Source organism: Nonomuraea sp. NPDC050310, assembly GCF_040655795.1.
Taxonomy (GTDB): Bacteria; Actinomycetota; Actinomycetes; order Streptosporangiales; family Streptosporangiaceae; genus Nonomuraea.
In genome coordinates this window covers 1-22,733 of the sequence record NZ_JBFAKP010000037.1, presented here as the reverse complement: position 1 = coordinate 22,733, position 22,733 = coordinate 1, and the positions used below count along the sequence as shown (strand labels likewise).

At 67.4% G+C, this 22,733-nt stretch carries 26 protein-coding genes; 17 read left to right on the top strand and 9 right to left on the bottom strand.

Annotated elements, in window-relative coordinates:
* Window positions 1–3: 3 nt before the first annotated feature.
* Complete coding sequence (locus tag AB0I67_RS41335; protein ID WP_357936133.1) at window positions 4–1,473, bottom strand: helix-turn-helix transcriptional regulator; 1,470 nt, start codon at window positions 1,471–1,473, stop codon at window positions 4–6.
* 238 nt (window positions 1,474–1,711) lie between these two features.
* Here AB0I67_RS41335 and AB0I67_RS41330 point away from each other — a divergent pair, with 238 nt between their 5' ends.
* The 7 genes from AB0I67_RS41330 (at window position 1,712) to AB0I67_RS41300 (ending at window position 7,236) form a co-directional block, all read left to right on the top strand.
* The gene (locus AB0I67_RS41330) at window positions 1,712–2,554 is read left to right on the top strand and encodes an SAM-dependent methyltransferase (RefSeq protein WP_357936131.1); all 843 of its coding nucleotides are present in this window, start codon (window positions 1,712–1,714) and stop codon (window positions 2,552–2,554) included.
* A 5-nt stretch (window positions 2,555–2,559) separates the two neighbouring features.
* A complete protein-coding gene (locus AB0I67_RS41325; protein ID WP_357936129.1) occupies window positions 2,560–2,880 on the top strand; it encodes a hypothetical protein in 321 nt (106 codons plus the stop codon).
* Complete coding sequence (locus AB0I67_RS41320) at window positions 2,877–3,203, top strand: hypothetical protein (RefSeq protein WP_357936127.1); 327 nt, start codon at window positions 2,877–2,879, stop codon at window positions 3,201–3,203. The genes AB0I67_RS41325 and AB0I67_RS41320 overlap by 4 nt, the downstream gene beginning before the upstream one ends.
* A gap of 175 nt (window positions 3,204–3,378) precedes the next feature.
* Entirely contained in the window at window positions 3,379–4,047 is a 669-nt protein-coding gene (locus tag AB0I67_RS41315) for a GPP34 family phosphoprotein (RefSeq protein ID WP_357936125.1), read from the top strand.
* A gap of 45 nt (window positions 4,048–4,092) precedes the next feature.
* Entirely contained in the window at window positions 4,093–5,595 is a 1,503-nt protein-coding gene (locus AB0I67_RS41310; RefSeq protein ID WP_357936123.1) for an APC family permease, read from the top strand.
* Window position 5,596: 1 nt separating this feature from the next.
* Window positions 5,597–6,262 (top strand): GNAT family N-acetyltransferase, encoded by a 666-nt coding sequence (locus tag AB0I67_RS41305; RefSeq protein ID WP_357936121.1) that lies wholly within the window; start codon window positions 5,597–5,599, stop codon window positions 6,260–6,262.
* Window positions 6,263–6,375: 113 nt separating this feature from the next.
* Window positions 6,376–7,236: an SAM-dependent methyltransferase gene (locus AB0I67_RS41300; RefSeq protein ID WP_357936119.1), complete on the top strand. Its 861-nt coding sequence runs from the start codon at window positions 6,376–6,378 to the stop codon at window positions 7,234–7,236.
* 218 nt (window positions 7,237–7,454) lie between these two features.
* Here AB0I67_RS41300 and AB0I67_RS41295 read toward each other — a convergent pair whose 3' ends face one another.
* The 4 genes from AB0I67_RS41295 to AB0I67_RS41280 all read right to left on the bottom strand — a co-directional run bounded on the left by AB0I67_RS41295 (window position 7,455) and on the right by AB0I67_RS41280 (window position 9,489).
* Window positions 7,455–8,069: a zeta toxin family protein gene (locus AB0I67_RS41295; RefSeq protein WP_357936117.1), complete on the bottom strand. Its 615-nt coding sequence runs from the start codon at window positions 8,067–8,069 to the stop codon at window positions 7,455–7,457.
* Window positions 8,053–8,430: a zeta toxin family protein gene (locus tag AB0I67_RS41290; RefSeq protein ID WP_357936115.1), complete on the bottom strand. Its 378-nt coding sequence runs from the start codon at window positions 8,428–8,430 to the stop codon at window positions 8,053–8,055. The genes AB0I67_RS41295 and AB0I67_RS41290 overlap by 17 nt, the downstream gene beginning before the upstream one ends.
* Window positions 8,420–8,671: a hypothetical protein gene (locus AB0I67_RS41285; protein ID WP_357936113.1), complete on the bottom strand. Its 252-nt coding sequence runs from the start codon at window positions 8,669–8,671 to the stop codon at window positions 8,420–8,422. Before AB0I67_RS41285 ends, AB0I67_RS41290 begins: the two co-directional genes overlap by 11 nt.
* A gap of 80 nt (window positions 8,672–8,751) precedes the next feature.
* Window positions 8,752–9,489: a histidine phosphatase family protein gene (locus tag AB0I67_RS41280; RefSeq protein WP_357936111.1), complete on the bottom strand. Its 738-nt coding sequence runs from the start codon at window positions 9,487–9,489 to the stop codon at window positions 8,752–8,754.
* 156 nt (window positions 9,490–9,645) lie between these two features.
* On the opposite strand from AB0I67_RS41280, the gene AB0I67_RS41275 reads away from it, so the two are divergent.
* The 5 genes from AB0I67_RS41275 (at window position 9,646) to AB0I67_RS41255 (ending at window position 12,572) form a co-directional block, all read left to right on the top strand.
* Complete coding sequence (locus AB0I67_RS41275; RefSeq protein WP_357936109.1) at window positions 9,646–10,203, top strand: hypothetical protein; 558 nt, start codon at window positions 9,646–9,648, stop codon at window positions 10,201–10,203.
* Between the two features lie 231 nt (window positions 10,204–10,434).
* Window positions 10,435–10,605 (top strand): hypothetical protein, encoded by a 171-nt coding sequence (locus AB0I67_RS41270; protein WP_357936107.1) that lies wholly within the window; start codon window positions 10,435–10,437, stop codon window positions 10,603–10,605.
* Window positions 10,602–11,003 carry a hypothetical protein gene (locus AB0I67_RS41265; RefSeq protein ID WP_357936105.1) on the top strand — a complete coding sequence of 134 codons (402 nt, stop codon included), beginning with the start codon at window positions 10,602–10,604 and terminating at the stop codon, window positions 11,001–11,003. Before AB0I67_RS41270 ends, AB0I67_RS41265 begins: the two co-directional genes overlap by 4 nt.
* 38 nt (window positions 11,004–11,041) lie before the next feature.
* Window positions 11,042–11,815 carry a phosphoribosylaminoimidazolesuccinocarboxamide synthase gene (locus AB0I67_RS41260; RefSeq protein WP_357936103.1) on the top strand — a complete coding sequence of 258 codons (774 nt, stop codon included), beginning with the start codon at window positions 11,042–11,044 and terminating at the stop codon, window positions 11,813–11,815.
* Window positions 11,816–11,888: 73 nt separating this feature from the next.
* Window positions 11,889–12,572: a 3'-5' exonuclease gene (locus AB0I67_RS41255; RefSeq protein ID WP_357936101.1), complete on the top strand. Its 684-nt coding sequence runs from the start codon at window positions 11,889–11,891 to the stop codon at window positions 12,570–12,572.
* Between the two features lie 162 nt (window positions 12,573–12,734).
* Here AB0I67_RS41255 and AB0I67_RS41250 read toward each other — a convergent pair whose 3' ends face one another.
* A complete protein-coding gene (locus AB0I67_RS41250; protein ID WP_357936100.1) occupies window positions 12,735–14,138 on the bottom strand; it encodes a hypothetical protein in 1,404 nt (467 codons plus the stop codon).
* Between the two features lie 446 nt (window positions 14,139–14,584).
* Here AB0I67_RS41250 and AB0I67_RS41245 point away from each other — a divergent pair, with 446 nt between their 5' ends.
* From AB0I67_RS41245 to AB0I67_RS41235, 3 genes are all read left to right on the top strand, one after another.
* Complete coding sequence (locus AB0I67_RS41245; RefSeq protein ID WP_357936098.1) at window positions 14,585–15,403, top strand: hypothetical protein; 819 nt, start codon at window positions 14,585–14,587, stop codon at window positions 15,401–15,403.
* Window positions 15,404–16,047: 644 nt separating this feature from the next.
* Entirely contained in the window at window positions 16,048–16,575 is a 528-nt protein-coding gene (locus AB0I67_RS41240) for a hypothetical protein (RefSeq protein WP_357936097.1), read from the top strand.
* Between the two features lie 12 nt (window positions 16,576–16,587).
* Entirely contained in the window at window positions 16,588–17,079 is a 492-nt protein-coding gene (locus tag AB0I67_RS41235; RefSeq protein ID WP_357936095.1) for a hypothetical protein, read from the top strand.
* A 227-nt stretch (window positions 17,080–17,306) separates the two neighbouring features.
* Here AB0I67_RS41235 and AB0I67_RS41230 read toward each other — a convergent pair whose 3' ends face one another.
* Window positions 17,307–18,662 carry a hypothetical protein gene (locus tag AB0I67_RS41230; RefSeq protein ID WP_357936094.1) on the bottom strand — a complete coding sequence of 452 codons (1,356 nt, stop codon included), beginning with the start codon at window positions 18,660–18,662 and terminating at the stop codon, window positions 17,307–17,309.
* A 709-nt stretch (window positions 18,663–19,371) separates the two neighbouring features.
* Here AB0I67_RS41230 and AB0I67_RS41225 point away from each other — a divergent pair.
* Together AB0I67_RS41225 and AB0I67_RS41220 are read left to right on the top strand one after the other, a co-directional pair.
* On the top strand, window positions 19,372–19,866 hold the full coding sequence (locus AB0I67_RS41225; RefSeq protein ID WP_357936093.1) for a hypothetical protein: 495 nt from the start codon (window positions 19,372–19,374) through the stop codon (window positions 19,864–19,866).
* A gap of 435 nt (window positions 19,867–20,301) precedes the next feature.
* On the top strand, window positions 20,302–20,727 hold the full coding sequence (locus AB0I67_RS41220) for a hypothetical protein (RefSeq protein WP_357936091.1): 426 nt from the start codon (window positions 20,302–20,304) through the stop codon (window positions 20,725–20,727).
* Between the two features lie 225 nt (window positions 20,728–20,952).
* Here the strand turns inward: AB0I67_RS41220 and AB0I67_RS41215 are convergent, their stop codons facing one another.
* Both AB0I67_RS41215 and AB0I67_RS41210 read right to left on the bottom strand, forming a co-directional pair.
* Entirely contained in the window at window positions 20,953–22,371 is a 1,419-nt protein-coding gene (locus tag AB0I67_RS41215; RefSeq protein WP_357936089.1) for an IS1380 family transposase, read from the bottom strand.
* 107 nt (window positions 22,372–22,478) lie between these two features.
* On the bottom strand, window positions 22,479–22,733 hold a 255-nt coding region (locus tag AB0I67_RS41210; RefSeq protein WP_357936087.1), incomplete at its 5' end, for a transposase.

Here is a 22,733-nt window from a genome sequence, read left to right as displayed (position 1 = left end):
TCGTCACGCGGTGTCGGGGCCGGGTTCGAGGGCCAGGGTGCGCGGCAGGGCGTGGAGGTGCCATGCCTCAATGTCGGTTTGGAGGGCGCGGCCGGGTCCGCTCGCGCCGAGCGGGGATCCGGCGACCGATCGGGCGAGCTCGGTCAGGCGGCGGTTCACCGTGTCCAGGCGCCGCTCGGGCGGGAGAGCGAGCACGGGCCGCAACGCGTCCAGGGTGCCATCCGGCTCGCCCAAGGCGAGGTGGGCGAACCCTTGCGAGATGTGGACTTGGGCGATGGTGCCGTACGGCTGGCCGTGGCAGTCGGCGAGCGCCGCCCGCGAAGCGGCCAGCGCGGCAGCAGGGTCGCCGATGCGGGCCAGGACGGCGGCGTTGTAGTTGCCGCGCCGGAAATCCAGGCAGGTGAACAGCCCGCCGATCTCGTCCATGCCACTCTGCTGGTCGCGGACGTCGGCCGCGCGTTCGAGTGCGGCGCGGGCTTCGGTCGCGGCCCCGAGCGTCGACCAGGCGTCGGCTTCCTGGCAGGCCAGCAGGATTCCTGCTGTGCCCCGGGGGTGGTAGTCGGCGCCGCGGCGGGCGAACCCGACCGCGTCGCGCAACCGGCCGTCCCAGAAGGCGATCTTGCTGCGGGTGGACAGCACCCAGGCCCGCAGGTCGTTGTGCCCGCTCAGTTCGGCGCACAGCCACGCGGTACGGCCCTGGGTGTCGGCGTCGCGCAGGCGCCCAAGGTCGGAGCTGATCCACGCGAGCAGCGCGCACAGGTATCCGGCGGTGGCGTACAGGTCGGCGGACTGACGGGGATACTGCCGCCCTTCCAGGAGGGCGAAGACCCTGTCGCGCAGCGCGCGGGTCTTGGCGAAGACGACGAGGGGGTTCTCCGACAGGTAGGCGAGCGCCAGGTCTCGCGTGTCCGCAAGCAGCTGCTCAAGGGCCAGGTCGCCGACGTTGGAGGTTTCGGCCCACTGCGCCCAGGCCGCCGACTCCGCCGCAGCCTGCTGTGTCATCGCGGCCCCGGTCACATCGGGGACGGTCTCCCCCGGCGGGTGAGGAGCAGGCGGCGGGCTCTCGGCTGGAGGTTGAGGACGGGTGAGGAGCAGCAGTTCGTCCTCGGGCATCTGCTGCCGGTCGTCCAGGTCGAGCAGGTCGTCGGCGTGGCAGCCGAAGACGTGGGCGAGCAGGGTGAGCGCTCGTACGGTGGGGCGGCGCCCTCCGCACGGCCACTTCTCCCACTTGCCGATGAGGGAGGCGTCGGTGGCCAGCGCCACGCCAGGCAGGGCCGCTGCGGCGGCGTCGACGCGGTCGGCGAGCTGCTGCAGGGTCCAGCCGTGGGCGTGGCGCCAGGCTTCGCGCGGGCGCAGTCTCCAGCGGGTACGCATCTCGGCCACGATGTCGGCCGGGCGGCCGCCGACCGCCAGCATCTGTTCGCGAACGGCTTCGCGCTGGGCCCGTGAGCCTGGCTTGGGGGTGGCGGTCATCTGTGCTCCCGCTGTGAAGGGGGTTGCTTCACACAGTAGCCGCCCGGCCTCGCCCGCCTCTTTGGCCAGGCTCGTCCTGATGTCCAAATCCCCTACCTGAACCGACCGTTTGCCCAGCTCGACAGCATGAAGAGGTGTCCAGAAGACGTGGACACTACTGACCGTGACCAGCCCCGCGAGGGTTGGGAGGGTTGGGATGCACCGTTGAGCACGCACCTCGCGTCGAAGGAATCCCCCGATGACCGAACAGGAAGCCGCCGCGTCGGCGCACACCGCCCACCTTGCCGGCGCCACGAAGGAGTCCGGCGCCAGCATCGCGCGCGTCTACAACGCCGTCGTTGGGGGCAAGGACCACCGCGCGAGTGAGCGGGATCTGCTCGACTCGCTCGTGGAGATCCTTCCGCAGCTCACCGCCGCCGCCCGTGCCAACGTGGACTTCATCCACCGCGCGGTCGCGGCCGTCGCCGAACTGGGCGTCGACCAGTTCCTCGACCTCGGGTGCGGAATGCCTTCCCCGACCGGCGACACCGTCCTCCAGACCGCGCGCCGATTCCACCCGCACGCCCGTGTCGTCTATGTCGACAACGACGAGCAGGTCGCCGTCCACGGCCGTGCCCTGCTCGCCGTACCGGACCAGGCCATCATGGTCGAGACCGACGCCCGGGACACGGACGAGGTCCTCAAGCAGGCGGCGGAGCTGCTCGACTTCAGCAAGCCCGTGGGAATCATCGCGGCGGCGCTAGCGCACTTCTGGCCCGAGACCGTTGAACCCGCGCAGGTCCTCGGCCGGTACACCGCGGTGTTTCCCGCCGGGTTCGTGATCTTCTCGCACGCGTGCGGCGACAGGCTGTCGGCCACCGCACTCCAGAAGGCGATCGCCGCCTACCAGCAGGCCGCCCCGATCTACCCCCGCAGCGCGGAGCAGATCGCCGAGTTCCTCACCGGATACGACGTCCTGGAGCCCGGCCTGGTGGAGGCGTCCTGGTGGCGGCCCCCAGCCGACTCCGGCGAAGACGTAGGCAACGCGCAGTTCCTCGCCGCTGTCGCCGCATTCGGCCCCTACAACGAGATCCCCAGGTAGTCCCAATGCCCAACAAGAGCACGTGCACCAACCGCAACTGCCCGCCGGTGGGCGAGCCCCCGCCCGATCACGAGCAGGTGCCGTGGGCACCCGCGACCAGCCAGGACCGGTTCGAACGAGCCCCTCACGTCCTCGCCTGGAGCTGCGACTGCCAGCCCGTCACCTACGAGAAGGTCACGGCCGGAGGTCTCTTCTGGGTTCGCCGCACCGACCAGCTCGACCCGGCAGACCCCTCCAGCCGCGTGATCGTCGAGAGCCCTTCAACCGGCTTGGAGGAGGAGGTGAGCGCTCTGTGGAAACGACTCATCGAGGGCACGGCGCGATGACGGCCTTGTACGCCTCGCTCATCGCGGACCTGCAGCCCCAGACCGAGGCAGCCGAGCAGCTCCGCGACGAGCTCGCAACCGCTCACGGGATCACCGCCGCCGTGCACGCGATGGAAGACGTGACGGTCGTCATGGTCGGGGAACGCCTCGCGGTCTGGGGGTACGGCAACCGGTGGCGTTGGTGGACCGGCCAGACCAACTCGCACGGCAAGTGGCTGTACGACCAAGCCGTCATCAGCAACCCCAGCGCGGCGGCCCGTCTGATCGCCGCCCGCCACACCGAGCTCATCGCCTCCCAGTCTGAGGGGTCTGGACGGCGATGACAGGGCACGGCTGCCCGGTCCCGCCACCACCGCGGTCAGAGTCGCCCATGCCCCGGGCGAGCCTCCCGGGCAGCCGTCGCCCCCATCTGAACCTGGTCCCGTAGCCCACTCAGTGAGGGGGCGCTACCGGCTTGCCGCTTACCCCTCTTGCCTTCTCGACCTCATCGGACCCCTCATGCATGCAACTCAGCCCTTATGCAGTGACCTGTTCAACCTCGTGTGGGACACCCTGCGCACCGGACGCCCACGTCTGCACCGCACCGGTGCGGGCCTGACGCTCGCCGGCGGGCTACTGGCCGAACTGGTGCTGGCCGAGTGTCTCGCCGTCGACGGCGAGCACCTGGTCGTCCTCGGGCACGAGCGGCCCCGAGATCCCCTCCTGGCCGACATGCTGAGGCTGATCGCCGGAGAGTGCGGCCGCCACAGCGCCCTGCTCACCTGGCTGGACTACCTCGGCCGGGAGGAGTACATCAGCCGGGTCGCGGACCGGCTGATCGTCGCCGGTGTGATCGTCCGCGACGCGCCGGGCAGGTTCTCCCTCCGCCGCGACGTGCGCTACGTCCACGCCTCGCAGCAGGGGTGGGCCACCTGCTCCTGGCCGGCCACCCGTCTGCGCTACGCCCTGCGTGACCGGCGACTCGCCCCCGGCGACAGGGACCTGGTGCTCGCGGCGTTGGCGGACGCCGCCGAGCTCACCACCACGATCCTGGAGGACCCCGAGGAGCGCGGTCGCCAGCAAACCTTCCTCAGGCAGGCCCTCCAAGACCTCCCTGCCCAGATTCAACCCGTGGTGGCAGGTGTGCGCACGGCCATCGGCAAAGCCGTCCTGACCCACCGCACCTAACCGAGGGCGACCTCAGAGGCCCCTCCTCCCCCAGAAAGGACCGTTGTGATCTCTCGATCGCCGCAGTACTTACCCCAGGCCGACCGGATCGGCCAGGCTCTGGCCCGCAACCGGCTCGGCGTCGGCAGCGTGGTGTTCTTCGTCCTGTCAGCCGCGGCGCCGCTCACCGTGGTGGCTGGCGTGCTGCCCACCGGCTACGCCGCCACCGGCATCACCGGCCTGCCCATCGCCTTCCTCGCCGTCGGCACGGTCCTGGCGCTGTTCGCCGTCGGCTACGTGGAGATGGCCCGGCGCGTGGCCAACGCCGGCGCGTTCTACACCTACATCACGCACGGCCTCGGCCGCCCCTCCGGTGTGGCGGCGGCCTGGGTCTCCCTGCTCACCTACAACACGCTGCAGGTCGCCCTGTACGGCGGGATCGGAGCTGCCGCCGCGCCCCTGCTGGCCGACTGGCTCGGCTGGGACCTGCCCTGGTGGCTGCTGGCCCTCGCCATGTGGCTCCTCGTGGGCTCGCTCGGACTGGCTCGCGTCGACATCAACGGCAAGATCCTGGCGCTGCTGCTGTCCGGCGAGGTCGCCGTGATCGTGCTGTTCGGGCTGACCAACCTGGCGCATCCGACGTTTGCGGCGGGCGGAGTCGACATGGCTCTGTCGGCCCTGTCCCCGGCGAGCCTCTTCTCCCCCGGGATCGGCGCGCTGCTGGCCATCGCCGTCCTCGGCTTCGTCGGCTTCGAAGCCGCCGTGGTCTACTCCGAGGAGTCGCGTGAGCCCGGCCGTACGGTGCCGACCGCCACCTACATCTCGATCGCCACGATCGCCCTGCTGTACGGGCTGTTCGCCTGGACGATGCAGATCCCGCTCGGGTCCGACGCGATCGTCGAGGCCAGCCAGAAGCACGGCGCAGAGACGATCTTCGTCATGGCCGGCGAGCACCTGCATCCCACGGTGATCACCGTCGCCCGGATTCTCTTCGTGACCAGCGTGTTCGCCGCCGCCCTCGCGGTGCACAACACCACCGGCCGCTATGTCTTCGCGCTCGGTCGCGAGGGAGTGCTCCCCAGCATCTTCGGGCGCACGTCGCCGCGCTCTGGCGCGCCGATCGCGGGATCACTCACCCAGTCCGCGATCGCGCTGGCGGTCATCGTCACGTTCGCCGTCTTCGGAGCCGATCCCGTCCCGACGCTGTTCTTCGCGGGCGGTGCTCTCGGTGGACTGGGCATTCTCCTGCTGGCCAGCGCCACGGCCATCGCGATCGTGGTCTACTTCGCCCGGCGCCCGAGAGGACTGGGGCTCGTGCGCCGCCGGTGGGCGCCGACCGCCGCGGCCGTCCTGCTGCTGGCCATGCTGACGCTGGTGCTCTTCAACTTCCATCTGATCCTCGGCGTCCCCGAAGGGGACTCGCTGGCGTGGGTGCTTCCCTCCATGTTCGTCTTCGCCACCATGCTCGGGCTCGCGTGGGCCGCGCTGATGCGCGCCACCCGCCCCGATCAGTACCAGCAGGTCGGCCTCGGCGCCGACGCCGACCTCGCCTCCACCCGGACGGTGTGACATGGACACCGCTCTCAACGCCCCGATCCGGCGGGCCCTACCGGAGGACGCGGCAGCGGTCGCCGAGCTGATCGCCACCGCGTTCATGGACCTGCCGCAGAGCGCCGTCCTGGTGCCCGAACGCGACCAGCGCCACCAGGTGCTGACCGCACAATTCAGCATCGTGGTCGAGCACGCGCTCACGCCCGACGGCGGCGGCGCCATCCACGTGATCAGCCGACCCGCATCTGCTCAGGGCGAGCCCGTAATCCCGGCTGCGGCCGCGGTCTGGTTCGACAACACCGCGGACCCGCCCCCTCCCCCGCCGCCGGACTACGACGCCCGGCTCAAGGCAGCCACCGGGGCCTGGCACGATCGCTTCCTCCACCTCGACCGGGTCCTCACCGAGCACCACCCGTCCGAGCCTCACCACTTCCTGCTCTTCCTCGCCGTCCACCCCGAGTTGCAGGGGCGGGGCCTCGGCGGCCGGCTGCTCGATCACTGCCACCGCGCACACCTCGGCCACGCCGCCGCCTACCTGGACGCGGCCAGCCCCGCCAGCCGCGACCTGTATGCCCGTCACGGATATGAGGCATTGCCGCCTTACGAGTTGACTCAGGGCGTCCGGTTCTGGCCCATGTGGCGGCCAGCCGCCCCTCTCACCTACGCCGACGATGAGCGGCGGTGACGGGGAATGGCGCTTGTTCGCTCAGGCCGGCCAGCTTCTCCAGCGAAAGATCCCGGCCAGATGATCACGCAGACTGTGGCGGGCGACCGCCATCCGGGATCGGTGGGCCACGCATGACGTTGTCTCCCCTGCGCGAGGAGCATTCGCCGCAAGAAGCCGACATCACCGCGGACGGCTCGTTCAATCCCCGCTTCCCGCATGCGGCACGCATCTACGACTACCTGCTCGACGGCAAGAACAACTTCGCCGCCGACAGGCAGGCTGCCGAGCAGCTCATCCGTCTGGTGCCGGACCTGCGGGCCGCGGCCCAGGCCAACAGGGCTTTCCTCGGCCGCGCTTTCCACGATGTTGCCGCCTCGGGAATCACCCAGTTCCTCGACATCGGCTGCGGGCTGCCGATGGAACGCAACGTCCACGAAGTCGTCCAGGGTGTTCATCCCGACGCCCGGACCATCTACGTCGACAACGACCTGGTTGTGGCCACCCATGCCCGTGCGCTGCTGGTCAAAGGCGACCACACGCACTTCGTCCCAGGTGACCTGCGTGACCTGCCCGCCCTGCTGGGTCGGCCGGACCTCGCGAAGATGATCGATCTCGTTCAGCCAGTCGGGGTTGGGCTGGGGGCCGTCTTGCACTTCCTGACCATGAGCGAAGCGAAGACGGCGATGCGGACGTTCGCTGACCGCCTCGTCCCCGGCAGCATGCTGATCATGAGTCACGCGTGCAGTGATGGGCTGGACCCGCAGGCGGTCGAGAAGAGCCGGCAGGTCTACCGCAACAGCTCCAGCCCGTTGCATGTCCGCTCCTGTCAGGAGGTCGCCGACATCTTCGGCCCCCGCTGGCTGTGGCAGCCGCCGGGCCTGCTTCCGGTTCATGCCTGGAGACCCGACCCCGGCTCTGGCCAGGTATCCGATGAGCGGCACGCCACCCCGGCCTGCTTTGTCGGTGGCCTCGCCGTGCTATCACGTCCCTGACCCGGGCACCCTGCGGCGCGCGGATGGCTCGCCGCAGGGTGCGGGGTGGCCTCCGCGATGAACGCCAGTCAGTCCGTTCTGGAAGAGCAGCGTCGGGCAGGGGCGAAGTCCACACCCGACTCGGACAACACCCGACTCGGGCACCGTCCTCTGCGAGGACGCCCTGAAAGGCGGGTAGGGCACTGTGACAGCGCCGCTCTCGATGAAGGGTGGCCGCGTTAACGAGGGCCGCGACGCGGTACCTGCGGTTCACGCACCGTGTGTCCGGCCGGTGGCAACTCCCGCGGTCTCTGCGGTCGCGGGGAACCTCCATGGCGCGACGTGATTCGGGCGGCTGCGCTGGTCCTGCTCCGTGCCGCGAGTGGCGCTGCCAAGCCATCGATCTGCTGGAGTTCCGCCTGCCAGTCCGCGGGCATCGATTGTCGTAGCGTGGAAAGCCTCGAGTCGAACCACTGCTGCTCCGCCAGGGACCATGGGCGCGTCCACTCCGCAGTGATGGCGGCCGCCATATGAGGTGTACGCATCCAAGTGCCGGAGGCATCGACATGGTTGGCGTAGACGACGTGGCCGGATCTGCGGAAGACGAAGGCGCTATGGGCCAGTCCGCCGGCGTCAACCGCGTTTGCGCCTCGTAGGACGCCCGCTTGGCAGGCGTCGTGGACGGCTGGAGCAATGGCCCGGCCGTGGCCTACCTCTTGTACTTCGCTCCAGTACCGGTCGACGATGCCAAGCCGACTGAGGGCTGCTGGGGTCGCCACGAGTGCCGCTTCCACGCGGAAGTTCGCTGCTCCGAAGCGAAGAGCGATTTCTTCAAACTCAGACGGCTGCAGCATTCGCCGATTCCAAGACCACGTGACAACGCTGTTCGATCGCGTAGCGCTGCGCCTTGTCCCACCAACGGTCCCCGTCGGGGCGCACTTTGGCGCTGGCGGTCGCCTCATTCTCGGTCCGCCAGACGTGATATTGCGGGTGGAAGGGGTTGTAGAAGTCCATGTTGATGTTGAGAAAACTGCCTGCTTGCCCCAGCGCCCGCTTGACCTTGGAGGTGATGGCGGTCTTGCCGGCACCGGTCTGACCCCCCACGATGACGACCACTGGGTTGGCCTGCCGAGCAGCGCCGGTGAGCAGCATGGGAACGATCTGCTCTCGGAAGATGCGCTCGTTCGCATCTTCCGATAATTGGTCACGGGGCATCGTACGGCCCCTCACCTTCGTCGAGGATCTGGCGACACCAGCGCCGAACACGGGCGGCCCTGTCCGCGTCGGCCGGATCGAGGTCGGTTAGCAGCTTTGCCGCATGCTGTTGCCACGCTCGGACTCGGTCGGCCGCTTCCTGCTGGTCATCGGATCTCCGCTCCGCTTCGGCTGCATGGTGCGAGCACCAGGCCACAACTCGGATCAGCAGGTTGCGGGTGACATGGTGAGCACGCTCCATGTCTGGCTCCCATGGCTGGGCGTCCAGGTGTCCCAGAACTGAGCGTGGAGGATCTTCGGCGGCGCCACCCTGGTGAAGTGTCATGCACTCCCTCCGTTCAGGTCGGCAACGTGGTCCTTGACGTTGTAAGCAACCAGGTTCGGAGTCACCCGCCAGCTCCAATGGGTTATCGAACCGTTGGCCACGGAGTTGCTCTGGCTGATGCTCGCCAGCTCGCGCCAGGTGAAGCCCTCGATGAGTCGCCGCAGCATGAGTACCACGGCGTCATGTGCGATAAGCAGCACACGCTGACCCCGGTAGGTGCGATGAGCATCCTCGAGGAACGAGGCGAGTCGCGCCGCGACGTCAGCGAAGGACTCTCCGCCCGGTGGGCGGTGCAGGAACTCGCCTTGCGCCTGAATCTCCGCTGCTGCACCCGGAAAACGATGGCGAAGCTGTGCGGGAAGCAACAGCTCCCACTCCCCCATACGTCGATCGACCAAGCGTTCGTCGTACTGGGCCAGTTCGAGCACGACCCGGAGCCCGTCAGCAGTGGCCCCCGCCTCTTCGAGAGTTTGTCGAGCACGAAGGTAGGGCGAGCAGACCACAGCCTGCGGGCGCGCGTGTGCAGGAAGCGTCGCCAGGTACGTCCCCACTTGCTGGGCTTGTCGGCGTCCGAGCTCTGATAGCGGAACCCCGGAATCCGGTCCTGGGATCTTCACATCGCTGTGCCCAGCGGAGATCGCTGCGGCGAAAAGCACGTTGGCTTCGCTCTGACCATGGCGCACTGCGACTAAGTCTGCCATTCGATCGACACCATGAGCAGGAATCTCGATCATGTACCCATGCAACCACACGGCATCCCTGTATGGGGCTGCAAAGGCCGCGCCGCGATCTAGAGGTTGCCAGCGGGCGCAGAAGGCATGGTCCAGTAGCACCGGGGCAGCCCGCCGAGGCCAACCACTGCACCCAAGACTGGCATTACGATCATGAGGGTGGCGGAACGGACCGACCGAGGAAAACTCGACCTCTTCGTCGAGCAGGTCAACACCCTTGAACGTTGCCGGGCGCTGCGCGCGGGGACCGTCAGCACCAGCATGGTTGTGGGGGCCGCCAACCAGCCATTCGTCTCCTATGAGCAGGGCGACCTCGACGACCTCCGATCAGCGCTCACGGTCTTCCGCGCCTTTGTCGCTCCCAAGGAAGATTGCTACTTCGAGACCATCTCGAGCATCGTCGACCGCCTCGCCCCAGACGATCCCACCCGGCAGGCGAACGCGGCTCTGCTGAAGGGCTGGTCCGGAGTAATGAAGGGCAGCTTCCAGCTCAACCGGCGGAGCGTCACCTGCCGCGAGGCCTTCAAGCTGGTGGCCTACGGTGGCCACCTCCACCACGACGTCAGGAAGATCCAGAACTTGGAGAGCCTCGGGGTTCTACGTCCAGCTGTGGAGTGGCTCGCAACACGAGCGTTGGTGTCAGGTTTGCAGATCCTCCAGGCCCAGCGGTCGATGATCGGCGAAGTGCTGGCCGGGCGGTCCATGCCGCTGGTGTAGCGCTCTCCCTGCCTGGCCGACGAACCGCCGCGGCACCCCGCCGAACACCGCCCCCCCAACCCGCCGCAGGACCAGAGGGCTGGACTGCCGTGTAGCACCAGATCGTCCCCTCCATGGGGGTCGGCCTGCGCATCGCACTCACCCCACGTGGTCCCGCTCTGCTGGAACAGGGCCACGCTTTCTGCCTCCGAGCGGCAAGCGGGGCGTAACGGCACCAGCTACCATGGACGTATGGCCAGCATGGAGACCGCCCTCACCGAGGGCCGCCCGCTTACCGAGCCCGAGGTGACCCACTGGCTCGGCCTCCTCAAGGCCGTCATCGGCGCCCCGAACGAGCAGATGCTTGAGCTGGCCCGCCGACGGTCCGTCGAGCTTGCCGACGAGCAGCCGCCCGCCCTGTGATCAGCGGCCGCATCTTCGACGTCCCCGCCATCGTCGACTTCGGTACCGGACGCACCCAGTACGCACAAGCCGTCGTCTGGTCCTCCCTTCAAGAGGGACAGGTCATCGTGCTGCCCGCCATCGCGGTCGCCGCGGCACTCGCCCAGATTCCGGACAACCGCTGGGACGCCATCGAGGTGCTCCTGGGTCTGCCCATCACCGTCGTGACCGACGTCACTCGCGGCACGCTGCCCGCGCTTGCCGCCACCCTGCGCCCCGCCGCCACGCAAGCGCCGTTCTACGCCACCGCGGCCGCCGTCGTCCTGGCCGCGCAGCAGCGCAGCTGGCCGGTCCTCACCGGCGATGCTGGCCCGCTGAGGGCGCTCTGGCCGGACGTCCGGGTCGACCCGCTGCCATGATCGGCATTCAGTCGCGCGTCACGACGTGACAGCGGTAGATGCGAAGTACCAGAACCGAGGCAGCATCACAGGCGGGTGGGTCGGTACACCGTGGTGTGCTCTGCGCGCGCTGGCCCCAGTCCCCGATGCTGCCCAGCCCAGCATGGGCACGACGCTGCTGCCGGTGCAGGTCCGGTTCCGCAACGGGTCCCGCCCGGCAGTTCGGTGCACCGCCGTCTCGCCGCGAGGACGCTGACCGCCGCCGGTCTTGGTCTCACCGATCCCCCCGCCACCGGACAGCAGCTGCCCTGCCCGATGGTGGAGTACGCCACGATGCTCGACTCGTCAACCGTTTCCTGGGGCCTGCCGAAGCCCAGCGTCTGACCGGCCTGGACGATAGGCAGTTCCAGGGAACGCGCGAGATCACCCTCACCGTCAACGAGATCCTGACCCGGCATGCTCGCGAGGTCAGCCTGAGCCACTGCGACGGCAAGCTGGAGTATCTGCTCACAGGCGCCGCGCGTCTGGTTCTGGCCGACAGCCCCGGCACACCCGACGAAAGCCGCCTGATGTTCGACGGCGTCCACTGCGGCAAGCAGATCCTGCGGGACTGGTACGTCACCCACGGCCACGAGGTGCCGGTCAACGCCCTGATCGCCGACGGCGTTCCCCGCGACCGGTGGCCACGACCGAAGCCGCTGCCACCCGAGTTCCTGCCTGTGATGTCCCAGCTCTACCAGGCCCTCACCGAGCGGTGGACCGGCCAGCGGTGGTCGAATGCCCCCGACCTGCCGTCCGCGATATGCGCCGCACGCCGCCTCATCTGCTCGTGAAATCCAGCCGTCCCAGCCGCCCGTCCGGCATGCTCGTCACGACGGGCCGATGCGGATCGGCAGCATCGTGCTCATGACGAAAGCGGTGAACCCCGTGAGTGGATTGACCGGCGATCCAGCCTTCCTGGCGACGACGTTCGTGGTCATCGACTTCGAGGCCACGACTCCGTCCGGGTATCCGGCGCAGCCCGTCGAGATCGCCGTGCTCGCCGCGCGCTACCACGAAGGCGCCTTTCGGACCGTCGGCCGGGGCGCGTCACTGATCCGGCCGCCCGCTTTCGCGCCGGTGACACCGATGTTCACCGCCCAGACCGGCCTCACCGCCCATGACCTGGCGGACGCGCCCACCCCGGCCCAAGCGCTCGGCGCCCTGGACAGCAGATTCACCCCGGACCGCCGCTACCTGCTGGTGGCCCAGCACGCCGCCACCGAAGCCGGCCTCATCCACCACCAGCGCGAGCACTGCCCGGCCCTGGCCCGCATCGACCTGCTCGACACCATCCCGCTGGCCAAGCACCTCATCCCCGGCCTGCCGAATTACCGGCTCGACACGCTCCTGGCGCACCTGTCCATCCGACACCCACCGGATCGCCACCGGGCGGCCGCCGACGTCGAGGTCACCGCCCAGGTGTTCTTCCACCTCATCGCCGCCGCCGACCGCGACGCACAGCTCTGCGACCTGGCGGCCCTCATCAAGCTCGCCGGCCGCACCGCCAAGTGCAACCAGCCCGCCCAAGATGGACTGTTCGACCTGTGACCCCGCTCCCCCGAACCGATAGTCTCCTGCGCCACGATTCAAAGGGATGGCACCGCGCCGATGAATACGCGACAGCAGGACCGTGAGACGGTCCCGTTCTGGTTCGACCCGCTGTGCCCGTGGGCGTGGATCTCGCCGAGGCCGAAATCGATAGGGATCGGACTACCGGTCGCCATCGATGAGGAAGCCGAAGAGCAAACGGCGGCCGGTCGGCCACAGCAGGAGGACGCGCCCGGCGAGGTCGGCCAGCCTCCGGCTGCGAAGCCGCTTGGTCAGGTAGCGGCTCCAGAATCCGGCGACGGTCTGCCGGGCGTGCTCGTGGGCGGGCACCGGGCCGGGGTAGGGGTCGTCGGGGACGTGCCGACCGTCCACGGGGCAGGTGAGGACTCCGGCGGCGCGCAGCGCGCACAGGCGGTGCTGGCCGTTGGTGATCGCGTCGTGGCCGTCGTCCCAGTTGATGGGATCCACCTCGAAGCTGTCGAGCCAGAGCTTGTCTTGTGCCGTGAGCCTGTCGGCCTCGGCTGGGGTGAGGGCGTTTCGCCAATCGCGCTCGGAGCCGGCCACGGCGCGGCGGGCGATCTCGCCGATGAGCGGCCAGTTGGCCTGATGGTAGGGGCAGGCGGCGAAATCGTCGGCGCTCAGCTGGGTGAAGAGCTCGGCGTGCGCGGCCTGGGACGCACTGTCTCTGTGCTTGTCGCGGGGATAGCTGCGGGCCAGGCGTTCGACGGCGGGCACGTGCGCGCACTTGAACAGGCCGTGCGGCCAGGGCAGGCTCGACAACGGCACCAGCCGTACCCCGTTGACGCCGTGCAGCAGACGGCGGCGTTCGGCCGGGTCGGTGCAGCGCTGGGGGTAGAGGGCCGCCTCGTCGGCGGGCAGGCGCACGTCCTGGCGTAGCCGCTCGCGCAGCAGATGAGCGGCCTGGTCCTCGTCGGAGGTGAAGGGCCGGGAGTCTGGCACTTTGGGGTCGAAGAGCGGGCCGTCGCCGTCGGGGTCGAAGCTGCCCTCGAAGGCGGCCCGTTCTGGGTTGACGTAGGCCAGCACCCGTACCGGCGAGTCGGCCTCCAACAGCAGGATATCCAGGGCGCTGCGAAGTCTGACCAGCAGGAGCCGCTGGCCGCGCCAGTCGGGATAGGCGGTCAGGTGGCCGGCGTGTTCGGGGTCGAGGACCTCGATCCATTGCACGCGGGCGAAGCCTTCGTGCGGGCTGCGGTCGGCGTCCGGGTGGCGGGCCGCGATGGCCTCGAGATAGTCGCCGGGGCGCAGCGCGCAGGCAGGCATGGTCATCGTGGTGGCCATTTGCGGTGGGCGGTCGTCCCGGCGGGTGGGCGGTTCCGTGACGGGGGCGGCCGGCAGGTGCCGGGCGGCGGTGACGACGTGCGCCCGCAGGAAGAACGGGGCGGACAGGGACGGCCACCACGGAGCGGCCTGCTCGTGGCGTTCACGGTCGGCGTCGATCTGGGTCAGGACCTGGTGGTCGCCGCAGTGCAGCAGGAGCGGGCCGGGAACGCCGTGACAGAAGGCGGCTACCGGCCCCTGCCCGTTGAAGCCCCGAGTCCGGATCACTCCGTCGGAGGGAAGGACCTCGATGTGTTCCGCCCGGGCGTAGAACGCCGACCTCTCGACGGGGAAGGGGCTGTGCTGGTCAAAGATGACCCGGAGATAGTCTCCGGGCATCAGGGTGTGGGCGTCCGCGCGGTGACGGGGGATTCGAGCAGTCATCCAAGGGGCTCCGGCTGGTCAGCTGGGCGTTCCGGGAGGAGGACCCGCGCCCGCGGGGGATGGGCAGGTCCGTCCCCGAACGGGATCGCCTGCCACTCTCGGACAGTAGCCGGTGGCGGCCGTGGCCGCATGGCGGGCACAAGACGATCAAGGGTGGCGGTGGGGTGCGCGAGAGGCCCGCGGGCGGGGAGCGCGGCCCGCGTTCATGGAGGCCCTGATCTTTGGAACTGTTCAAGGCACAGCGGAGGTCTGGGGGTTGCTTCTGGCCGGGCGATGTCTATCGTCAGGGCATGGCCGCCCGCCGGAACCCCAAGAAGGACAAGTCAGCGCGACGGCGCCGCCCCGAGCGGGGCTCGGCCTCATCGGGCCGGCAGGTGCGGATGAGCCTGGAGACGGTATCGACCTTGATGCTGAACGCCCCGCCGGAGGCGTTGCCGCTGCTCGGGCTGGCCGGGGTGTGGCTGTGGAACGTCGCCGAAGACGGCAAGGGCGCCGCCTACTGCGTGGACGGCTGCCTGACGCTGCACTACGCCTTGGCCGAGTACGGCATCGACTCGCGGGTGGAGGCGGTGATCCTGGACGTGGAGGGCAACGGCACCCACTCCCGCTACGGCGGCAACGGTCCCCACTACAACCCCAACGGCACCTTCAACGGGCACACCGTGCTGATCGTCCCCGCGGCCGACCGCCTCCTGGATCCGACCCTGCAGCAGTACCGCGAGGTCCCCGACACCGAAGCGGCCACGAGTCCGCTGATGGTAAAGCTCAACGGGACCAGCTTGGGCCCCGCGGCGATGGAGGTGGCCCGCAGCGATCACCGGGTGCGCTACCACTCCGTGCCGGAGGACCTGCGCGAGGCCTGGCGCAACGCCAAGATCACGGCCAACGAAAGCGCCTACCGGTGGGCGGGCGCCAACCTCGCGGCGAATGTGTTCGACATGCTGCGCAGCGAGTTCTTCCGCGAGGCGACGCTCGCCTCCCCTTACCCCCGCCTGCACCGCCTCGTGCAGGCGCTCGGCGAGGCCAAGACGATCGCCGACAGGCAGGGGGGCTACCGGTTCCGCCCGGCCGGGGTGACCGGTGAGGTCCGCTTGGCCGACATCCCCTAACCCCGCCCATCTGGCTGGCGGGGATCATGGCCGGGGCGGTGGCGCCGCTGCCCCGCGTGGGCCATCCCGCGCGCGGTTGCCCCGCCGGAGCAGATCGCGGGCGGCGACGGCGCTCGGCAGGTGACTACAGCGCATCCGGGCGGCCGACACGTGGGCCGGGGACAGGTCGACGCCGGTCGCCTCGACGTCTTGACGCCTTCCATCGCCAGCGCAGCTACGGCCCCGCCGTAGCCCGAGCCGAGTCCAGCGCGTCGGCAGGCCAGCCCAGGCGCTCCACGCCAAGGCCGTGCTCCACGTGAAGACGGCGGCCGACCCCCCACTTCTCATCGAGCTGGCGGGACTTACCCTCGGAGCATTGGTCCCAGAATCTGCCCAGGTCAGTGACGGGCTGTTCTATGAGGTGAGTGATCCTCCATATACGGCGCGGGCACATCCTGGCAGTACGGACTGCCGAGCTGGTCGTGCGCTGAGCCAGCGGGAGATCGCCCCCTTGACTCCGTCCCAGCAGAGAACCTGAACGTGACATTCTCTGTAAATCACCTTAATGTATGACTTCTCCGGCCAGAATTTTCAATGACATATCATTAACATGTCATTGAGGGCGGAAATGACATTAGTCTGAACGCTTTGTCTCTCATTGATTTATGAGCAACAGCCTCTCGTCGCGATCCTCCGCACTTCCTGACTACATGGGGAAGGCGGCAACAAGTGCCATGATCTGCTTGCTAGTCATCGCCTCGGCTGCGAGCGCGACCGCCCCCTCGCCCTCACCACCGGAGCAGACCGCTACAGCGCAGCCCTCTGCCGCGCGCGTCTCGGCCTGCCGGGGACGTACACAGAGCCCCAATCTCGCCACCGTCAGCGGCCGGAAATACATCGAGATCCATTCCTGGACCCAATGCTGGGGAGACGTCGTGTCCATCACGGCCTACCTGCAGCTGGAAAAGCGCAACGGCCCGCACACCTGGGCCCCCGTGGCCGGCCCCCTGCAAGGCCACTTCACCGGCATCGGCGTCAAGCACTACCTCAACGGCGCCGCGCTGTGTGGCGCACCGGGCATCGGACGCGACGGCAACTTCCGGGCAAAAGGGTGGGCTACCTGGGAAGACACCGAAGGCCGGACGGGCGCCACCGACACCGCCTACAGCGGCGGCGTGACCCTCACCTGCTAGCGTGAGCGTCCTATGACACCGGCCCACGGCCCCGCAGTCCGCGGCAGATACGTCCTTGAGGGATACCTCGGCGACCGTACGGTCGACTTCTGGTACCAGCCGCCCCAGTACTGGCATGTGGAGATCGTCGGCCACGGGCCTGTGTTCATCGCCTCTCCCGGACAGATTCGCGCCCGGATGGACGAGGGGTTCATGGTCAACGAGGCCCAACTTCTGCCCGACCCGGCCAGGTTCGCCCGGGAGATTCTCGACGCGAGGCTCGGGGTAACCGACGCCACCCTGTCGGCGGCGGCCCCAGTACCCCTGCTGGCGGCCGACGGGGAGCCGGTCGGCAGCCTCACCATCGACCAGGACAGCGGATTCGTCACCGGCTTCACCATCGACCAGGGACGTGGCCAGACCAGCATGCGCACCGAGTCGCTGGCCTACGCCTCATCCTGGGACCCTGACTTGTTCGTCTGGTCCGGGTGGGGGGACGACGCGCCAACCCCCGGCCCTGAGTGATCCGAGCTCACGCCGCCTGATGGCCCTTTCATGGAGAAGCATGGGCCCAGGCGGGACAAGGTTCAGGCGCCTATCCGGGTCGCGGTCACCGGCCGCGCGATCGGGCTTTTCCTGTTCGAGTCCATGGGCCTGGCCAGCAGGGCCTGAGGATTCTCAGCGAGCGAGAAAGGGAGCCTTGTGGCACCACGTACGCAGTCGGTTTTGACCGCCCATTGATCAGCCAACGATCATGCGGTCAGGTCGAGGAACTCTCGAACGCACGCAACACGGCGGTGAACATTTAGCTTCTCGCGAAGCTCGGCAAGCGTTGCGGTGGACCTGGCCGACTCCACGCCGCCGAGACAGCGCACAGCATGCTCTGCGGCCGCGACCGCCTGGTCGAGGTCGCGCAGCGTGAGGTGTGCATCAGCCAGACGTGACAGATAGATCGCATGGGTTCGGGGATACTGATCATCGCCCGCGTAGTTGGCTTCGATCGCGGCACCGAACCTGCGGATCGCCTCACGTGGATCTCCAAGTTCCAGTGCGGAGGACCCGGCGATCATCTCGACTTCACCGAGGTCGACCCAGTAGAGGTAGGCCGGGTCATCGTCACGAACCCCGGCACCGAGGTAGGCACGAGCCTCCTCCAACGCCCGCGCACAAGCGCGTCGGTCGCCGGCCTTGGAGTGAGAGCGAGCGGCCCGAGCAGCCAGCATGGCACGGAAGCGTGGCGTCGCCTGGCCCTTCGTCTGGACTCTGGCGGCTTCTACCAGCGCAACGGCGTCGCGGGGGTCTCCCGCGGTGTACTGCTGGATCGCCCGGAACGAGAGTGCATAGGCGCCGGTCAGAGGGTCGCCTGCGGTGGCTGAGGCCCGGAGCGAGACATCGAAGTACCGTTCGGCCTGGGCGTGAAATCCGTCGTCGAGGTGCACCCAAGCGCAGCAGCGGGCGGCCTCGGCGGCTGCTGAGTAGAGGCGCCTTCCCGTCGCCTCGTCGAAGCGGGCTTCCTTGACGAGCCCGACGATGAATCCGAACTCCGCCACCGCCAGCTCGCGGAGCTGGGAACTGCCGACCGCGTCGTCGAGATGTCGAAGATGGTCGAGACGTTGTTCGAGGTGATCGACCATGCCGCTCGTGATCTGCCGACGGCCGTTGGAGGACGGAACTGCCATGGCCTCGACCGCGTCCTGCCAACCGGTCACCGAAGATCCGAGCGCTGCCGAGGTCATGATGAGGAATTGGCGCCGATCCACTGGGCCTCCCGCGGCGAGATCCGACAGCATCTCCACGGTACCTTTTTGACATCCAAAAGTGTGGGCCTCATCAGCCCGACCGCATGCGCTTGCGAGCCACTCCGGCCACGGCTTCTCTGTCATGAGGGCGACCGGAATTCCATGAAGGACGGCGATCGCCTGTTGAGCCGACGGCTCCGGGTTCGCCAGGCCCTTCTCCCACCGATAGATCTTCTGCCGCTCGTGTGCCAGGCCGCCCAATCCGAGCGACCTGTGAACGGCGTCGAGTTCACGTGCGTAGCCCGCCATGGAGAGACCAAGTTCCTCACGGAGAACTACGAGCGGGTGCCGCTCGGACGACGTGGTCATCACGCTGCTCCCGGGGGTGTAGGCGCCAGCACCACTGTCTCGCGTGAGTGAAGGGCTGCCCATCTCTACGGCGGAAAGAGACTACAGCCGGTCGATTAGAGACTACGGGTGATCCCTAGAGAAGGTGCGCCCGGCCGTTCTTTCATGGCGGCAGCGCAGGTCGACAGCCAACTCAACCTTTGAAGGGGCTATCACGCATGCGCAGACTCGCTCTCTATGGCCTTCCCGGAGCCGGGAAGACCACCTTCGCCGTCTTGCTGGCCAACGAGTTCGCTGACGCTGGTACACACCAAAGACAGGCTCTTTTTCTGGCCGCGACTCTCTTGCGCTGAATCCTAACCCGAGCATTCAAGCCAACCGTTACACGTACGCCAACGGTAGGCCCCTAACGGGACTCGACCCTACGGGACATGCAACAGTAGAAGCCGACTTGAGCGGCGGCGGGACCGGCAGATTCGTCGCTGGTCAGACAGGCGGCTACATCTGTGGCCCTGACACGTGTATGGAGACGTTCACGAATGAGCGATGGTGGGCTTCGTACGTAAATTCTCCCGGATTTGACTATCTTCACAGTCCTCAGCTATCCGACGAGGAGATCGATCGTCTCGGCTATGAATACATGCCTAATGGGCGTCCAATGGATCCGCCGAATTTCTGGTTCGCGGATGAGGAAGTCCAAAAAGACTATATGAGTAGATGGTCGGGGACCATGTCCGACAAGAGGCTTGCAGCTATTTGGGCATCGGTCGGCGGGTTAGAGAGCTGGGCCGAGATGGAACGGGCTATTGCTGATCTCAAAGCCGGCAAGGTATCAGCACAAAGCCCACGGGCTGTCGGCGCGCATGGAGACGCCGCCAGTGCCGAGAGATTCCGCAATGCCAAGATGATAGGCGCATCGGCAAGAATTGCTAAAGAATATCCCTCCTTTAGTGAGTATCGTACGGTAATCCAGTATTGGAAGGTGATCAAGAGTGCCGCCGCAGAACATAAGGTCGACCCGAATGCGCTCGCAGCCGTAATCATTCTGGAGGCGACGTCTCGAGAGGTGCTGATCGGCGGATTCTGGGAAGCTAATGCGAGATACGCCGTGTTGGGCAGAGGGGCACCAATTGGAATTTCGCAGCTCGAAGTATACAAAGCCGATAAAATGTTGCAGATTTACTACGGTAAGAGCTGGAGTAGTTGGAAAATTTCACCACGCTAGGCGATGATCACGTCTAGTCTATCAAGCTTGCGGCAGCGTATATGCATTTTCTAAAGGATAACATTAAAACGTCGTCTGGAACTCCCATTAATGACTGGCAAGCCGCCATTGCCTATTGTGGGTGCTCCGGCGTATCATGGACCAAGGGAGGCGAAGGGAAGTTATACGTTAGTGATGACTTCCAGGATTGGATTGATGGAAAGTCTGGTCCTCCTCGTGCGACGGAAGAACGGGTTTCATGGATCTTTGGGCACGGTAAGAAGGTTGCTTATTCTTATTGGGCATGCTCAAGGGATAAGTCGTGTTATGGGCCTTACCTTCCGTCGGGTTCCTCATACCAGGGCTGGTGATGCACACGTGGGGCGGTCTAGGTGGTTCAGGGCTCGGCCTGCCCGAAGAGCAGCCCTACTGGCTCTCTGCGCCACCCTCTTCGTGGTGTCGGGATGCAGGTCTGAGCTGGTCCCAAGCACCGCTAGGGCTAGCGAAAACATTCGCTCCGAAGTTCAGAGAACTTGGCGCATTCATGGCGAGACCTCGGTCGCGTCAACATGGGATGGTGAGACAAAGATCACCGACGTATTTGTGGTAGATGTCCACGGGCGAGACGTCGGTGAATCTATTGGCAATATATCCAGAACGCTTCGTAGCAAGGGGTGGCACATCGTCGAGGAGCGCCCTGGTGAGTGGATCAAGGCGGAAAAGGACGAAGTGGTACTTACTGCAGAGCCGATAGAGCTAGCCTCGAATGACGGGGTGATGGATGAGCCTGATTATGCTGAGGTGATCAACCGGGCCAGGAGAGAAGGGAGTAGCGAGCGCTTCATTGTTCTTGAGATTGAGGCTGCGGATGCGTGGATGTGAGATTGCTCAAAGTAGCCAGTTCTAAATCAAGGGGCGTGAGGGGATCCTGCATTGGCCTCGATTCGTCAGCGAGTGGCGCTGCGTGATCGCTACTTGATCGACTCTGCGGATTGTCTTGGTTTGTCCTTTGTGTGATGGGCGTGGGGTGGCGCATGCGCTGCGAGGGCGCCGGGTCCACGGGCCCGGGCGGCTCCTTCCTGGGTGGTGGGGGCAGGGTGTCGGTGTTCAGGCGAGTATGGGCAGGCGGGCCAGACGGTCCCAGGCCGAGACGAACGCGTGGGCCCAGGGCCAGGTGGGGCCGAGACGTAGCCAGCGGCGGCGGGCCAGCCGGGCGGGCAGGTGGTAGAGCCGGTAGCGCATCGTGTCGGGTTCGGCCTTGGCCAGGTCGGGGTGGTCGTGCAGGGTGAGCAGCCGTACCCAGCAGTCCAGGTCGTGGCCGAGGGCCGCGACCAGGGTCCAGCCGTAGTTCACGGTCCAGTCCTTGCTGGGCAGGTTGTCCAAGCCCATCGCCTTGGCGACACGGACGCGATCTTCGACGACAGCGTGCTCGCGGCCCAGGACGTCGAGCCATTGCGGGTGGTGGGATCCGGCGATGCCCCACATCCGGGTGATGTCGGTGGCGGTGGTCTGGTATCTCCAGCCGGTCGTCTTCTCGAAGTCGGTGAGCTTCTTGTGGTGGCGTCCGGCGGGTTTGACCCGGCGGACCAGTAGTCGCAGCCCTTTCGGCCAGCCGGGGCGGGTGCTCAGGGCGGTCAGTTCGGCCACCTGGTAGCCGTCGGGGTGCGGGCGGCCGTCCTGGGTCAGGCAGGAATCCCAGGCCGTCGCGGGGAGTTTGGCGATCGCGGCCTCGTCGGCGGCGGTGATGGCCGAGCCGACCAGGAAGCGGACGGTTCGCCGGGTGGTGTTGAGCGCTTGCAGGTGCTCCAGCAACTCGTGGGTGGCGCCCGCGCCGTCGATCCGTACGAGGATCTTCGCGGCCGAGGAGCCGGGGATCTGCTTGAGTGCGGCGGCCAGGACCCGCAGGTGGTCCTCGACGGTGTTGCTGCCGGCATTGCCCGGCCGCAGCAGTTCCAGCGATTCTTGGGTGTTGGCGCACCAGGCCGCCAGCGGGTGGAGGCCGAAGGTCTTCTTGAAGGTGACCGCCGCGCCACTCTTCTTGGAGGTGCTGGTGATGACGGTCGCGTCGATGTCGATCACGATCCAGCCGGTCAACCGCTTCCCGGCCACCTGCAGCCAGGGGAAACCACCCGGCCGCAGGTGCAGCAACTGCCAGATGTGGCGCCGGACGCGGGCGCGGGCTCGTGCGATCCGCTCCCGCATCGGCTCGTCCATCGTCTCCAGGGTGCGGCGCAGCGTGGAGTCCGACGGCGGCACGCCGAACAGCGCCTGATGATGAGCCTGGAGGCGTTCGGCGTCCAGCATGTTGCGGGCGCCGAGCACGATCGCGCTGGCCAGCCCGATCACTGCGTGCGCGCGGTCACGCCAGGTGGCGCTCAACCCCACCGGCCATAACGAGGCCAACGCGCCGGTCAACCCGGACTTGTCGGCCATCTTGTGCAGCAGGACCACGCCTGCGTGGCCGATCAGTCCTCTTCCGTCGGCGGTGACAGACAACCGCCGGTCCCACCTGTTACGCTTGCTCACCGGAAAGGTGCACCTACTTCTGCCCTGGATACGACCTCAACACTCGAATCCTCGCAGGTCAGGGGCACCTTTTCTCATGATCCGGGAGTGTCAACTTAGACCGTGTCCTATGTGGTGAGCCGGATGAGCCGCTTGTAACAGCACATTGCCGCGGCGAGACCGAGAAAGGCCAGGTAGTTGCCGGAGTAGCGTTCGTAGCGGATAGTGAGCCGGCGATAGCCGGCCAGCCAGGACATCGTCCGTTCAATCACCCAGCGGTGCCGCCCTAATCGCTGGCTGGACTCGATCCCGCGGCGGGCGATACGCACGGCGATGCGCCGGCCGCGCAGCCATCGTCGCAGATCGTCGCGGTCGTAAGCCTT